Below are 15,126 nucleotides of genomic sequence, written 5' to 3' on the forward strand. Positions count from 1 at the left end.
GGAATGTCGCTCCACACGAACAGTGTGTGCGTTCACGCCCCGTGCCTGTGTGCCGGGGCGTTTGTCATCTTGGCCCTCGCTCGCCTCCCGATGCCCGTCGCTCTCTTGTTGGACTCGACCAACTCATAGTGACGAGGAGAGGAGGCGAAGTATGGCCAAGTCCGAAAAGGTCGCCGCAGTTGCGGAGATCGCGGAGCAGTTCAAGAGCTCCACGGCGACGGTTGTCACGGAATACCGTGGCCTGTCCGTCACCCAGATCAGCACGTTGCGACGTTCCCTCGGTGAGGGTGCAACCTACTCCGTCGCCAAGAACACCCTGGTGAAGCGTGCCGCTGCTGAGGCGGGCGTGGAAGGGCTCGACGAGCTGTTCACCGGTCCGACCGCCATCGCCTTCATCGAAGGTGAGCCGGTCGTGGCCGCGAAGGCGATCAAGACGTTCGCCAAGGACAACAAGGCGCTGGTCATCAAGGGCGGGTACATGGACGGCCGCGCGCTGTCCATTGCCGAGATCGAGCAGATCGCCGACCTTGAGACCCGTGAGGTCTTGCTGGCCAAGCTCGCCGGTGCCATGAAGGGCAACTTGGCTAAGGCCGCCGGTCTGTTCAACCAGCCGGCTTCGCAGGTGGCGCGCCTGGCCGCGGCCCTGCAGGAGAAGAAGAACGAAGCCGGCGAGACCGAATAGGTCGTCCGCCGCACCACACCAATCCCCGGACCGTACGGGGATGAACACCAAAGCCCCGTACGGGGACTGACAGGAAGGACGCCAACCATGGCGAAGCTCACCGCTGACGAGCTCATCGATCAGTTCAAGGAACTGACCCTGCTGGAGCTCAGCGATTTCGTGAAGAAGTTCGAAGAGGTCTTCGAGGTCACCGCTGCGGCTCCGGTCGCCGTCGCCGCTGCCGGTGCCCCGGCTGCCGGTGGCGCCGAGGCTGCTGCCGAGCAGGACGAGTTCGACGTCATCCTCGAGGGTGCCGGCGACAAGAAGATCCAGGTCATCAAGGTCGTCCGCGAGGTCGTCTCGGGCCTGGGCCTGAAGGAAGCCAAGGACCTCGTCGAGAGCGCTCCGAAGGCTCTGCTGGAGAAGGTCGACAAGGAGGCCGCCGAGGCTGCCAAGGCCAAGCTCGAAGAGGCCGGCGCCAAGGTTTCGGTCAAGTAAGACCGACTCACGCGCAAGCGTTTCACGAGCCCGGGACAGCATCGCTGTCCCGGGCTCGTTGCTGTCCCGGGGAGGGGCGCTGGGTCGGGAGGGCGCTGGGTCGGGGTTCGCCCGCACACCGGCCCGCGAATTGAGGTCGCATGCGATCTCGTTTCGTCGTTGCGACCTCGATCGAAGTCGCATCGACGACATGAAGTCGCATGCGACCAAGAGGTTGGCCGGCTCGGTAGGAGACCCGGCTCGGCGGATGAAACCGACGGGGCGGTCCGTGCGTCCAAGTCCCATGCCTGCGCCCTTCGCTCATGAACTGCCCGTCGACCGATACGGTCTCGTTCGTCGGGAAGCGACCCTGCGGGCCGGTGTCGGGGACGACGTCGTCGCCGCTGCAGTCCGACGCGGTCAACTCCTGCGGCTGGCGCCGGGGGTGTGGGTCGAGGGGGGAGCGCGGTTCGAGGGGCCGGCGGGCGCCGATCTGCTCTTCCGGCACCGATCCATAGCCGTGGCGACATCGGCGCGCGACCGCGGCATCTCGACACTGAGTCACGAATCGGCCGCCACGCTTCTCGGGCTCGACACCCTGCATCCCGATCGCACCACGGTGCACCTGACGAAGGCCGCGAAATCCAGTGGCGGCTATGTGCGCGGACACCGTCATGTCCACAACGGCCCGCTGGGCCGCGATGAGACGGTCACAGTGGACGGATTGTCGGTCACGAGTGTCGAACGCACCGCGGTCGACATCGCGATGGCCGGTGACTTCGCCCAGGGGGTCGTCGTCTTCGACCGGGCGCTGGCGAAGGACGCGGATCACGACACGATGGCGGCCATGCTCGACGCACGCACGGGATGGAAGAACGTCGGCACTGCTCGCAGAGCGCTGGCGTGTTCGAACCGTCGATCGGAAAGCGTCGGTGAGTCGTGGAGCCGCGCGCAGATGATCGTCGCCGGACTCCCGGCACCCCGCCTGCAGAGCTCGTTCTCGACACCGGACGGAGAAATACGAGCGGACTTCGACTGGGACGGCCGGGTGATCGGTGAGTTCGACGGCCTCCAGAAGTACGGTCGGCTACTCCGCCCCGACGAAGAGCCACGTGATGCATTGATCCGCGAGAAGCGCAGGGAGGACGCGCTGCGCGCTCTTGGGATCATGGTGATCCGCTGGACCTGGTCGACTCTCGAACGCCGAGAACTCGTGGCTCTACTACGACCGTGGTTGACGACGACAGGTTCGCCCGCGGCCTGACCGTACGCAGAGCTAACACAGTCCCCATCGAATGCGTTTACGCATTCGACGCACTTACGACGACCACCCGCGCCTCGACCCCGACGCGCGGTGCTGAGCCGTCGAAATCGTGTTCCGCAGGTGGAGCCCAGGTCTGCGGTGGCCGTCACATCGAGGGGCCGGCCCGACTTCCCTCACCGCGAACGATCGGATATTGTCATCGTCGCGGCGAGAGTTACCGGGCGGTAGGTTTCCCGCAGCCATCACCGAGAACCACGCGGCGGCGTTGTGGGCGGGGACGGGTCGGTTAGAGTGACCCCAACCACAAATGCCGCCGGTTGGTGCGCGGTCACACCGTGGCCGCCTCGGGGGCAGCGATCGTCTGGAGGAAGTTGTGGGTGTTGAGGTCAGCGTCGAAGGACTCACCAAGTCGTTCGGTTCGCAGAACATCTGGCGTGATGTCACTCTGACCCTGCCGGAGGGGGAGGTTTCGGCGCTGCTGGGTCCGTCGGGTACCGGTAAGTCGGTGTTCCTGAAGACCCTGATCGGTCTGCTGCATCCGGAGCAGGGGTCGGTGATCATCGACGGGACCGACATCACGCAGTGTTCGGCCAAAGAGCTCTACGAGATCCGCAAGCTGTTCGGTGTGCTGTTCCAGGACGGTGCGCTGTTCGGGTCGATGAGCCTGTTCGACAACATCGCGTTCCCGCTTCGTGAGCACACGAAGAAGAAGGAGAACGAGGTCCGCGACATCGTGATGGAGAAGATCGACCTCGTCGGTCTGACCGGTGCCGAGGACAAACTCCCGGGTGAGATCTCCGGCGGTATGCGCAAGCGTGCCGGGCTGGCGCGCGCGCTGGTCCTCGACCCGCAGATCATCCTGTGCGACGAGCCGGACTCGGGTCTGGATCCGGTGCGTACCGCCTACATCTCGCAGTTGCTGATCGACATCAACGCCCAGATCGACGCCACGATCCTGATCGTGACCCACAACATCAACATCGCGCGGACGATCCCGGACAACATCGGCATGTTGTTCCGCAAGGAACTGGTGATGTTCGGTCCGCGTGAGCAGTTGCTGACCTCGGAGCAGCCGGTGGTCAAGCAGTTCCTCTCCGGTGACCGGTTCGGTCCGATCGGTATGTCCGAGGAGAAGGACGAGGCGGTCCAGAAGCAGGAAGAGGCGATGCAGGCCGCGGGTATCTCCGGTGGTGGTACCAAGGAGGACTTCACCGAGATCATTCCGCAGGTGCAGCCCAATCCCGGTATGCCCGAACGCAAGGCGATCGCCCGGCACCGCGAGCGTGTGCACGCGATGCTGCCCGACCTGCCCCAGAACGCCCAGGAGGCGATCCGCCGCAGCCAGGAGCAGGAAGACCAGATCCGCGAGGAGAGCCGCGCGCACGCCGACAACATGGCGAACGGCAACGGCCCGTCCGGCAACAACGGTTCCGGCAGCGAGTGGACCACCGCGCCGGGCAACGTCGCCGTCGCGGACTCGAAGACCGACGTCATCGACTACGGCGGCAGCGATGCCCCGACCGAACAGTGGCACACACCCGGTGATGCACTGACCAAGCCCAGCCATCGTGCTGATGGGAACGAAGGGCGGACACCCTAGGGATGAGCAGTGCCACCACGCGTGGCGTCGACCGAATCGCGCAAGCCGGGACAGGTGCCCTGTCACAGACCGGCAATATCGTTCAGCTCTTCGTCGATGTTGCACGCCAGACCTTTGTGCGCCCGTTTCAGTGGCGGGAGTTCATCCAGCAGGCGTGGTTCATCGCCAGTGTGACGATCCTGCCCACCGCCCTGATCGCGATTCCGTTCGGCGCGATCGTCTCGCTGCAGACGGGTTCGCTCATCAAGCAGCTCGGCGCGGAGTCCTACACCGGCGCGGCCAGCGTGCTCGTCGTCATCCAGCAGGGTTCACCGCTGGTGACGTCATTGCTGATCGCGGGTGCGGCCGGGTCGGCCGTCGCCGCCGACCTCGGCTCGCGCACCATCCGCGAGGAGATCGACGCGATGGAGGTGCTCGGCATCAACCCGATCCAGCGCCTCGTCGTACCGCGTGTGCTGGCGATGGTCCTGGTGGCGATGCTGCTCAACGGTCTGGTCGCGGTCATCGGCATCGGTGGTGGTTACTTCTTCAACGTCGTCGTCCAGGGCGGTACCCCGGGTGCCTACCTCGCGTCGTTCGGTGCGCTGGCACAGCTGCCCGACCTCTGGGTCTCGACCCTGAAGGCCGCGATCTTCGGTGTGCTCGCCGGCGTCGTGGCGTCGTACAAGGGCCTCAACCCCAAGGGCGGTCCGAAGGGCGTCGGTGACGCGGTCAACCAGAGCGTCGTCATCACGTTCCTGCTGCTGTTCCTGGCGAACCTGATCATCACTGCGGTCTACCTGCAGGTCGTCCCACCGAAGGGGAGCTAGACGTGACCGAAGGTGGGGGCGGTGTGACCATCGCCAAGAGCCGGCCCGAGTACTACATGTACGAGGCCCGCAAGCAGCTGGGCAAGCCGCTGAAGGTGCTCGACGGCGCCGGCGAGCAGATGTCGTTCTACGGCCGGACGCTCGCGTGGATGCCGAAGACGATCGTGCATTACACGCGCGAGGTCCTGCGCCTGCTCGCCGAAGTCGCGTTCGGATCGGGCGGACTCGCGGTCATCGGCGGCACCATCGGCGTGATGGTGCTGATGTCGGGGTTCACCGGCGTCGTGGTCGGCCTGCAGGGGTACGCCGCGCTCGACCAGATCGGGTCGCAGGCCCTCACCGGCTTCCTCTCCGCCTACGTCAACACCCGCGAGGTGGCGCCGCTGGTGGCGGGTCTCGCGCTGTCGGCGACCGTCGGTTGCGGCTTCACCGCCCAGCTCGGCGCCATGCGGATCTCGGAGGAGATCGACGCGCTGGAGACGATGGCCGTGCCGTCGATCCCGTTCCTGGTGTCGACCCGAGTGATCGCCGGTTTCATCGCGGTCATCCCGCTGTACGTGCTCGGCCTGCTGTCGGCGTACCTCGCCTCCCGCGTGGTGACGACGGTCTTCAACGGCCAGTCCGGCGGCTCCTACGACCACTACTTCAACCTGTTCCTGCCACCGGCCGACGTCTTGTGGTCGTTCGGCAAGGTGCTGGTCTTCGCGTTCGTGATCATCCTCGTGCACTGCTACTACGGCTACTACGCCTCGGGCGGTCCCGCGGGTGTGGGCGTGGCCGTCGGGCACGCGGTTCGAGCGGCTCTGGTGCTGATCGCGGTCCTGGACTTCTTCCTCGGCCTGGCGATCTGGGGCACCACGACAACCGTGCGAGTGGGAGGTTAGCGTGACGCTGCTGCGTAAACGGTTGCTCGGACTCGTCTTCTTCCTCGTGGTCGCGTTGTTCCTCACCTTGACGATCACCAAGTTCAACAAGACGTTCACCGAGTTCACCGACGTCACGTTGCTGACCGACTCGACCGGCAACGCGCTGCCGGCGAACGCCGACGTCAAGGCCCGCGGCATGACCGTCGGCGAGGTGCGCGAGGTCAAGCCCGGACCCGACGGTTCCGTCGAAGTCGTGTTGGGACTCAACCCCGATCAGGCGTCGACGTTGTCGGCCGAGACCACCGCGCGCATCCTGCCGAAGACCCTGTTCGGCGAGCGCTACGTCGCCCTGCAGGTGCCGGAGGACAACTCCGGGCCGACGCTGAGCAACGGTGCGACGATCCAGACCGACCAGAGCGGCAACGCGCTGGAAATCCAGCAGTTGTTCGACAAGCTGCTCCCGGTCCTCGAGGCGATCCCGCCGCAGGATCTGAACGCCACGCTGACCTCGCTGTCGTCGGCACTCTCGGGCCGCGGTGAACAGCTGGGCACGACGCTGGAGGAACTCGACCAGATCTTCGGCGAGATCAACGAGAACCTCCCCGAACTCGAGGGCACCCTCGAGGGGCTGGCCAGCTTCTCGCAGACCTACTCCGAGGCGCTGCCCGACGTGGTCGACGCGCTCGACTCCCTGCGCACGACGACGAACACCATCGTCGAACGCCAGGACGACCTGCGGACCCTCATCGCCACCCTGGGTGTCGCGTCCGACGACCTGACCGGCTGGCTGCGTGCCAACCGCACCGACCTCATCGACCTGGCCGTCGACTCCGAGGAACTCCTCGTCGGACTCGCCAAGCAGTCGCCGGCGTTCGTGTGCACCTTCCGCAACTTCGCGGGTCTGATCCCGGAGTCGCGCAAGATCGTCGGCCAGGGCACCAAGAATCCGGGTGTGCGCGTGAACCTCCAGTTCGCCAATCCCCGTGGCCGTTACCTACCGAACCAGGACGAACCCCGCTTCATGGACCTCGATCCGCCGGCCGTGTGCTACGACCCCAAGATGGGTGGCAACCGCCCGTTCCCGCAGTACCCGGGTGGTTCGCTCGCCGACGGCAGCTACCAGCCCCCGTCCCGTAACCCCGGCCCGCGCACGATGCCCGAGCTGCCGCAGCCGCAATTCAGCGGCGTGCCCGCGGGCTCGGTCTCGGCGGCGCCGGGCGCGAAGCCGGTTGCGGTGGAGTCCAATCCGTTCGACGACCCGGACTACCGCAAGCAGTTGCAGGTCATCTACGGCGCCACCTCGGGCAAGGCGCCCGAAGAGGTGCCCACCTGGGTGACCATGATCGGCGGCGGTGCGCTGCAGGGTGCGAAGGTCGACATCAAATGAAGTCGATCGTCGGACCGCTGATCAAGCTGGTCATCTTCGGCGTGGTCACGGTGGTGACCACGAGTCTGCTCGCCGTCACCATCGCCAATGCGGGCGGTGACGGGGACGCGAAGTTCAACGCCGTCTTCACCGACGCCACGCTGCTCAACCCGGGCGACGACGTGCGCATCGCCGGTGTGCGTGTGGGACAGGTCGAGAGCGTCGAGGTCTACGACCGCAACAAGGCGAAGGTCGCGTTCAACGTCGACCGCGACCGGCTGCCGGACGGGACCCAGCTCTTCATCCGCTACCGCAACCTGACCGGGCTCCGGTACCTCGCGCTCGAGCGCGGGGCGGGCGATCCGTCGCAGACGGTCGCGCAGGGGCACACCTTCGGTCTGAACCCGGGCGTCAAGGACACCCACCCGCCGGTCAACCTGACCGAGCTGTTCAACGGATTCCGACCGCTGTTCCAGCAACTCTCGGCCTCCGACGTGAACAAGCTGACCGAGCAGATCATCGCGATCTTCGACGGTCAGGGCGGTTCGATCACCCGTCTGGTCAGCGACACCGCCGATCTGACGAACGCGATCGCCGACAAGGACAAGGTCATCGGTGAGCTGATCACGAACCTCACCAAGGTCCTCGACACCGTCAACCGCAACGACGAACAGTTCACCAGCCTGCTCGACAACACCGAGAAGCTCGTGACAGGCCTTGCGGCGCAACGCGGTTCGGTGGGTTCGGCGATCACGTCGGTCTCCAACCTGACCTCGGTCACGGCGAACATCCTCGGAGCGACACGGCCGTCCATCCAGGGCGACATCGCCGGCCTGAAGTCGCTCGCCGACCAGATCAACGCGCGCGACGAGGACATCGAGGAGACGCTGACCAATCTGCCGATCAAGCTCCAGAAGATCGGCCGCGCAGCGACATTCGGTTCCTGGTTCCAGTTCTACCTGTGCGGTATCGACGTGGTGGCGGGCAACGGCAAGTCGCCGGTGCTGACGCAACCGCTGGTCCCGCTGCCCGACATCAACCATGTGCTCTACACCAGTGCGGCGACGCGCTGCTGGGCCGACGACCGGCCAGGGGGGTGACCACGATGGCAGACAACAACGATCCGAATCCGCGTGACCCGAATGTGAACGACGACGAACGCGACGCGGCTGACGCCCCGGTGCAGCATCCGCACCGGCGCTTCGGTGGCCGGCGCAGCCCGGTCAGCATCGGCGCCATCGGCATCCTCATCCTGATGATGCTCGGACTCAGCTCGTTCTATCTCGCCGAACTGCCGCTGCTCGGCGCGGGTGCGCGCTACACGGCGAAGTTCACCGAGGCCGCCGGCCTCAAGCCGGGCAACGAGGTCCGCGTCGCGGGCGTGAAGGTGGGCGAGGTCGACGACGTCACCCTGGACGGGGACCGCGTCAACGTGACCTTCCGGGTGGAGAACACCTGGATCGGTGACCAGACCCAGGCGACGATCCAGATCAAGACGATCCTCGGTCAGAAGTTCCTGTCGCTGAATCCGCGTGGCAGCGAGCCCGCCGACCCCGACGTCCCGCTGACCGACACGGTCGCCCCGTACGACGTCATCGAGGCGTTCTCCGGTGCGGCCGAGCAGATCGGCGAACTCGACAACGACCAGCTGGCCGAGTCGATGCGCGTGCTGTCGGACACCTTCTCGGGGACCGCGGGTACCACGGGACCGGCGCTCGACGGCATCGCCCGTCTGTCGCAGACGATCTCGAGCCGCGACCAAGAGGTGCAGCGACTGCTCGCCGCGACGAAGGACACCTCGAAGATCCTGGCCGACCGCAACGAGGAGTTCGTGCGCCTCATCGGCGGCGCCGGTCAGTTGCTCGACGAGCTGAACAACCGCCAGCGCAACATCTCGGCGTTGCTGGCCAGCACCACGAGCCTTGGTGATTCGCTCACCGGCATCGTGCGCGACAACGAGGAACAGATCGGACCGGCACTCGACGCGTTGAAGGGCGTGAACGAGCTGCTGCAGCGGCAGAACCAGAACATCCGCGACTCGATCAAGTACATGGCGCCCTTCTACCGCCTGTACGCGAACGTGCTCGGCAACGGTCGATGGTTCGAGTCGTCGGTCGTGAACCTCCTGCCGCCGGCGCTGCCGCAGCAGAACACGACGCGGCCGCCGAACAAGCAGGCCATGGAGAACCAGGCCGGAACGGGGGTCGGCTGATGACCGCACCAGACCTGACCCAGAACTCGGGTCCCGGTCGCTGGTTCACGCCGCGGCACATCGTGGTGCTCGTGATCGGGCTGATCCTCGCTCTCATCGTCGCGGGTGCGCTGTGGTGGGTGTTCACCTCGGTCGGCACCACCAAGATCACCGCGACCTTCAAGCGGTCGGTCGGCATCTACGAGGGCTCCGATGTCCGGGTGCTCGGGGTGGCGGTCGGCAAGGTCGACTCGGTCACGCCGGAGGGCGACACCGTCAAGGTGACGATGACCGTCGACCGCGGTGTCGAGCTGCCCGCGGATGTCCGTGCGGTGCAGATCATCCCGTCGGTCGTCGCGGATCGCTACGTCCAGCTGACCCCGGCCTACACGGGCGGGGAGAAGGCGCCGCGCGACCTCACCCTCTCCGTCGACCAGACGATGGTCCCGGTGGAAGTCGACCAGATCTACGCGAGTGTCAAGGAGCTGTCCGACGCACTCGGCCCCGACGGCGCCAACAAGACCGACGGCACCGGTCGGCAGGGTGCGGTGAGTGAACTCGTCACCACCGGCGCGGAGAACCTCGAGGGTAACGGCGAGAAGCTCGGCGCGGCCATCGAGGGATTGTCGAAGGCGTCGACGACGCTCAGCGACTCACGCGGCAACCTCTTCGACACCGTCAAGAACCTGAACGTCTTCGTCGGCGCGCTGCGCGAGAACGACGCCCAGGTGCGGCAGTTCAACACACAGATGGCCTCGTTCAACCAGTTCCTCGCCGGTGAGCGCGAGCAGCTCGCCGCGGCGCTGAACAAGCTGTCGATCGCTCTCGGCGACGTGGCGACGTTCCTTGCCGACAACCGTGAGCAGATCGGGGAGACGGTGAAGGACCTGCAGCCGACGACCCAGGCCCTGCTCGATCAGAAGAACAACCTCAAAGAGGTCCTGACCGTGCTGCCGATCACGGTGAACAACCTGATCAACGCCTACGACGCCGAGTCGGGCACGCTGTCGATGCGCCTGACGATCCCGGACCTGCAGGATCTGATCGGTGCCCAGTGTCGCCTGCTCGACCTCGGCAAGCTGCTGCCGGGCAACCCGGCCGCCGATCAGTTCAGCGACACCCTGCGGCCGCTGATCAGCCAGTGCGAGGAGATCGGTGAGCAGATCCAGGAAGGCGTCCTCGAGCCGCTGCTGCCCGTGCTGCCCTTCGGCATCATGAGCAACAACAAACTGCAGCGTGCGCCGGTGCCGGGCACCGTCCCGGGCAACCCCGATCCGGAGATCGGCAACCCGCCGTCGGAGCGGGCCCCGGCCTCCTCGTCGACCACCCCGCGACCCCGGGGAGGCAACTGATGAACCGCACGTCGATGCGTACGGCGATGGCCGGCGCCGCGCTGTCGCTGACCCTGCTGGTGACCGGCTGTATGTCCAACGGCATCCAGTCGATCCCGCTGCCCGGCGGCGTGAACACAGGCGACAACGCGCGCACGTACAAGATCCAGTTCGACGACGTGCTCGACCTCGTGCCGCAGTCGATGGTCAAACGCGACGGCATCCCGGTCGGGCGCGTGACCAAGGTCGAGGTGCCCGACGATCAGTGGTTCGCCCAGGTCACCGTCGAGGTGCAGAACAACGTCGACCTGTCCGACGAGGCCGAGGCGAGCGTGCAGCAGACCTCGCTGCTCGGTGAGAAGTTCGTGTCGCTCACCGAGCCCGACGGCAGTGCCGACGCGCCGCGCCAGAACCCGGACCAGCCGATCCCGGTGTCGCGGACACGGACCGCCACCGACATCGAACAGGTCCTCGGGGCGCTCGCGCTGCTGCTCAACGGCGGTGGCCTCAATCAGCTGCAGCCGATCGTCACCGAGCTCAACAAGGCACTCGACGGCCGGACAGACAAGGTGCGCGACCTGATCGGCGAGACCGAGGACCTGATCGCCGGCCTCAACCGTCAGCGCGACGACATCATCACCGCGATCGACGGCCTGGCCGAGCTGTCCACCCGGACCGCCGCGCAGACCGCGCAGATCGACCGCATCCTCAAGCAGCTGCCCGCGGGCGTCGAGGTGCTCGAGGAGCAGCGTCCGCAGTTCGTCGAACTGCTGACCAAGCTCGACGAGCTCGGCCAGGTCGGTACCGACGTGCTGGGCAAGTCGCGCAAGGCGCTGATCAACGACCTGAAGGCGTTGCGGCCGGTGCTGACGCAGCTCGCCGCGGCGGCACCGGATCTGATCACCGCCGCGCCGCTGATGCTCACGCATCCGTTCCCGGACTGGTTGCTGCCGGGTGTGCGCGGTGACTCGACCAACCTGCTCATGACGCTGGACCTCCGCGTGCTCAATCAGCTCGAGGCGCTCGGTGTCGGCCAGGGGACCCCGAGGTACGTCCCGCCCGCTCGGGTGAACGTGCCGGTCGACCGGCGCAACCCGTATTACCGCGGCAACGGCCCGCGCTACGGCTGGCCGACGATCACGCTGCTCCCGCCGGCCCCGAACTCACGTCCGGGACCGAACACCCCGCCGTCGGGTGGCACCTACCCCGCCTCGTTCTCACGGCCGGCCGATGCGGCCGGTCAGATGCCGACCCCGGCGGTGCCCGGTCAGGGCATCCTCGACGGTCCGCTGGCCGCCATGGGGCTCGCTCCGGCGGCGCCCGCCGGGAACCCGGCATCCGACCCGTCAGGAGGTGGACGATGATCGGCAAGCTCGTCAAGATCCAGCTGATCGTGTTCGTCGTCGTCGGCCTGGTGGCGCTGGTCTACGTGGGCGCGAAGTACGCCCGTCTGGACAAACTGGCCGGTGTCGGCATGTACACCGTCACCGCCAAGCTGCCCGACTCCGGCGGCATCTTCACCAACGCCGAGGTCACCTATCAGGGTGTGCCCGTGGGTCGCGTCGGCAAGCTGACGCTGACGCCCGACGGTGTGGACGTCGCTCTCGACATCGACTCGGGTGGGCCGGAGATCCCGGCGTCGGCGACCGCGGTCGTCGCGAACCGGTCGGCGATCGGTGAGCAGTTCGTCGATCTGCAGCCGACGTCGTCGGAGGGGCCGTACCTGAAGGGCGGCGACACGATCACCAAGTACGCGCTGCCCGAGCCGCTCGAGGACGTGGTGGCCTCGGCGATCGACTTCACCGATTCGATCCCGGTCGACGACCTGAACACGGTCATCACCGAACTCGGCAACGCGTTCAACGGCCAGGGCGAGAACCTGACCCGCCTCGTCGACTCGCTCGGCAAGCTCTCGCGGGCCGGCGTCGACAACCTGAGCGAGACGGTCGCGCTCATCCAGAACTCGAACGTCGTGCTCGACACGCAGGCCGACCAGTCCGACGCGATCCTGACCTGGTCTCGCAACCTGAACCTGGTGACCGCGACCCTCGCCTCGGCCGATCCCGACCTGCGGCGACTGCTCACCACGGGCACGTTGTCGGCGACGCAGATCTCGGAGCTGATCCAGAAGAACGGAAACGACCTGTCGAAGGTCGTGAAGGATCTCGCCGAGGTGGCCCGCACGATCGAGCCGGCGACCTACACGACGTCGACGACGTTCGCGATGCTCTCCGCGCTGTCGGCGGGCAGCCACGCACCCGCGCCGGGCGACGGCCAGATCCACTTCGGTGTCGTCCTCGAGACGAACAACCCCGCGGCCTGTACGCGCGGATACGAGAGCACCGACGCGGTGTTGGCCGAGGCTCGTCGCCAGAACCCGGACTTCGACGTCCACTACGACGACTTCGCGTTCAACACCGAGGCGAAATGTACTGTGCCGTTCGGTAATCCGACGGGTGTCCGCAGTGCCGAGCGTGCCCAGTACGCCAACCCGGCGTACCCGCAGCCGTGGGACAACACCCCCAAGAAGGATCCCGACAAGCTCAACCTCAACCCGCTCGCCCAGCAGCTCGCAGCGCTGCTCGGCGTCCGGCCGCGCTAGACCCGACCACCCGACGAGCGTCGCCGCCCCTGATCGGACCTCCCGCGGTCCGAACCTCGGCCTTGGCTTGCGCTCAGGAGCGATATATACAGTGTGTTCCCGATGACTGGCACCGCAGAACCGACAGAGAACAAGCCCGGCGGCCCCCGTCCCGCCCTGCGGCGGGCGGCGAAGTCCGCACCGTTCGTCCTGGCTGCCGTGGCGGTGGTGGTCGGCGTGGTGCTCGTCGCCGTGTTCGGTGTGCGGGCCTACAACGTCTACTTCGACGAGTACCCGGCGCAGGAGACGCGCGACGCCGCCACCCAGGCCGCCGAGCAGGCCGTCCTCAACATCACGACGATCGACCCGGCCGACGTCGACGGCTTCCGCAAGCGTGCGGAGGCGTCCCTGACCGGGAAGGCCAAGGACGAGGTGCTCGGCAGTGAGAAAGACGGTGAGGGCGGCAACGTGCTCGACATGCTCGGGACCGCCGGACCGAACACCGCCAAGCTGAACGCGCGGCTCTTGCGCAGCGCACCGAGCGAGGTCGATGCCGACGAGCAGAAGGCCAAGGTGCTCGTCTACGTCGTGACGACGCTCGAACGCCCCGGCCAGCCCGGGATCGACGAGACACGCGGCTTCGACGTCAGCATGACCAAGGACGGCGACACCTGGAAGGCCGAGAACATCCTCGGTCTGGAGGGCATCGCCTACGCCGACGGCGGTGGCGCACCTGCCCCCGCGGCCCCGGCCCCGGCTCCGGAAGGGGGCAACTGATGGCACCGGACCGCGGTAAGAAGAAGCCCACCCCGAAGCGCCGCCCGACCCCGAAGGTCGCCGGCCGGACCTCTCCGCCCTCTGAGGTGCGAGGAGCCCCCCTGCCCCCTGAGGTGTCGGACGAAGCGACAACCCCTCTGCCCCCTGAGGTGTCGGACGAAGCTGCGTCCCCCTTGCTCCCTGAGGTGCGAGGAGCGAAAGCCGCCGGGCCGAGCGAGCGAAGCGAGTCGAGGTCGACGAGCCACGAAGGGCCTGGTGACGCCACCGCGGAAACCGACAATTCCCTGCCCCCTGAGGTGCGAGGAGCGCGAGCGACGAGCCTCGAAGGGCCTGGTGACGCCACCGCGGAAACCGACGCCGTCAGCCTCGAGAAGCCCTCTCCGGCCGAGTCGCCCACACCCGACGTCACCAAACCCAAGACCAAACCGGTCGCGCGGGTCTCGACCCTGCGCCGCGGAGACACCCCGGCGCCGGCCGGGTCGCCCGACAAGCCGAACCGGCCGATGGGCCGGCGTCCCGGCAAGCGGGACCGGCGGGGGAGGGCTGCCTCCCGCAATCCCCTCGGCATCCGTACCGGAGTGCTGGCGGGCATCGCGGCCGTGTTGTTCGTCATCGCGGCCATCCTCGCGTTCCATCCGGGCGCCGAGATCGGACCGAACAAGGCGTTCGTGGACCAGGAGTCGACATCGCAGCTCACCTCGCAGGCCCAGGAGCGGATCTGCGCGGTGTTCGGGTACGACCACACCGAACTCGACGAGTGGCAGCGGCGGGCGCAGGACGCGCTGACCGGGCAGGCCCGCACGGAGTTCGACGAGACGCTGAAGGCGCAGCGCGAGCTGATCACGCAGACCAAGACGGGTGCGGAGTGCCGGGTCGACGCGATCGGCGTCCGGGACCTCTCCGGCGCCGACGACGGCGCGACCGCGACCGTCATCGCGAACCTGGTGGTGAGCGAGACGCAGAACAGCATGGCCACCAACAGCGGTGCACCGCGCGCCCAGTTCGCGATGGTGCGTGAGGGCGACCAGTGGCGGATCCGGGCGGTCGAGCCCTTCTGATCGAGGTGCGTCGCCCCCTCATCACCAGGTCGGACGCCGAGTTCGACACCGACTTCGCGAAATTCGCGCGTAGCGCTTGACGTGGCGGCGATGTCGGGCCAGGCTGTGACCAGCGATCGACGTGCAGGCAGCCACCCGCGCGAAA

The 15,126-nt window shown here is 67.0% G+C and carries 14 protein-coding genes; all 14 read left to right on the top strand.

Annotated elements, in window-relative coordinates; genetic code table 11:
• Nucleotides 1-151: 151 nt before the first annotated feature.
• The 14 genes from rplJ to A9310_RS02835 all read left to right on the top strand — a co-directional run bounded on the left by rplJ (nucleotide 152) and on the right by A9310_RS02835 (nucleotide 14,981).
• Entirely contained in the window at nucleotides 152-682 is a 531-nt protein-coding gene (gene rplJ, locus A9310_RS02770; RefSeq protein WP_004019499.1) for a 50S ribosomal protein L10, read from the top strand.
• Between the two features lie 87 nt (nucleotides 683-769).
• Complete coding sequence (gene rplL / locus A9310_RS02775; protein ID WP_004019500.1) at nucleotides 770-1,159, top strand: 50S ribosomal protein L7/L12; 390 nt, start codon at nucleotides 770-772, stop codon at nucleotides 1,157-1,159.
• A 283-nt stretch (nucleotides 1,160-1,442) separates the two neighbouring features.
• Nucleotides 1,443-2,402: a hypothetical protein gene (locus A9310_RS02780; protein WP_065629265.1), complete on the top strand. Its 960-nt coding sequence runs from the start codon at nucleotides 1,443-1,445 to the stop codon at nucleotides 2,400-2,402.
• Between the two features lie 373 nt (nucleotides 2,403-2,775).
• A complete protein-coding gene (locus A9310_RS02785) occupies nucleotides 2,776-4,002 on the top strand; it encodes an ABC transporter ATP-binding protein (RefSeq protein WP_065629266.1) in 1,227 nt (408 codons plus the stop codon).
• A gap of 2 nt (nucleotides 4,003-4,004) precedes the next feature.
• Complete coding sequence (locus A9310_RS02790) at nucleotides 4,005-4,811, top strand: ABC transporter permease (RefSeq protein WP_004023366.1); 807 nt, start codon at nucleotides 4,005-4,007, stop codon at nucleotides 4,809-4,811.
• A 2-nt stretch (nucleotides 4,812-4,813) separates the two neighbouring features.
• Nucleotides 4,814-5,695 carry an ABC transporter permease gene (locus A9310_RS02795; protein ID WP_058253306.1) on the top strand — a complete coding sequence of 294 codons (882 nt, stop codon included), beginning with the start codon at nucleotides 4,814-4,816 and terminating at the stop codon, nucleotides 5,693-5,695.
• A 1-nt stretch (nucleotide 5,696) separates the two neighbouring features.
• Complete coding sequence (locus tag A9310_RS02800; RefSeq protein ID WP_065629267.1) at nucleotides 5,697-7,064, top strand: MCE family protein; 1,368 nt, start codon at nucleotides 5,697-5,699, stop codon at nucleotides 7,062-7,064.
• Nucleotides 7,061-8,143 carry an MCE family protein gene (locus A9310_RS02805; protein ID WP_058253304.1) on the top strand — a complete coding sequence of 361 codons (1,083 nt, stop codon included), beginning with the start codon at nucleotides 7,061-7,063 and terminating at the stop codon, nucleotides 8,141-8,143. Before A9310_RS02800 ends, A9310_RS02805 begins: the two co-directional genes overlap by 4 nt.
• Before the next feature lie 5 nt (nucleotides 8,144-8,148).
• On the top strand, nucleotides 8,149-9,255 hold the full coding sequence (locus tag A9310_RS02810) for an MCE family protein (protein WP_065629320.1): 1,107 nt from the start codon (nucleotides 8,149-8,151) through the stop codon (nucleotides 9,253-9,255).
• Nucleotides 9,255-10,586, top strand: a complete 1,332-nt coding sequence (locus A9310_RS02815) for an MCE family protein (RefSeq protein ID WP_058253303.1) — start codon at nucleotides 9,255-9,257, stop codon at nucleotides 10,584-10,586. Before A9310_RS02810 ends, A9310_RS02815 begins: the two co-directional genes overlap by 1 nt.
• Nucleotides 10,586-11,929 (top strand): MCE family protein, encoded by a 1,344-nt coding sequence (locus tag A9310_RS02820; protein ID WP_065629268.1) that lies wholly within the window; start codon nucleotides 10,586-10,588, stop codon nucleotides 11,927-11,929. The genes A9310_RS02815 and A9310_RS02820 overlap by 1 nt, the downstream gene beginning before the upstream one ends.
• Nucleotides 11,926-13,167, top strand: coding sequence for an MCE family protein (locus A9310_RS02825; protein WP_065629269.1), 1,242 nt, complete (start codon nucleotides 11,926-11,928; stop codon nucleotides 13,165-13,167). The genes A9310_RS02820 and A9310_RS02825 overlap by 4 nt, the downstream gene beginning before the upstream one ends.
• A gap of 102 nt (nucleotides 13,168-13,269) precedes the next feature.
• Nucleotides 13,270-13,923, top strand: a complete 654-nt coding sequence (locus A9310_RS02830; protein ID WP_065629321.1) for a hypothetical protein — start codon at nucleotides 13,270-13,272, stop codon at nucleotides 13,921-13,923.
• 296 nt (nucleotides 13,924-14,219) lie between these two features.
• Entirely contained in the window at nucleotides 14,220-14,981 is a 762-nt protein-coding gene (locus A9310_RS02835; protein WP_368072711.1) for a hypothetical protein, read from the top strand.
• Nucleotides 14,982-15,126 lie beyond the last annotated feature (145 nt).

Origin of the sequence: Gordonia sp. UCD-TK1 (genome assembly GCF_001691435.1) — a bacterium.
Classification (GTDB): Bacteria; Actinomycetota; Actinomycetes; order Mycobacteriales; family Mycobacteriaceae; genus Gordonia; species Gordonia hongkongensis.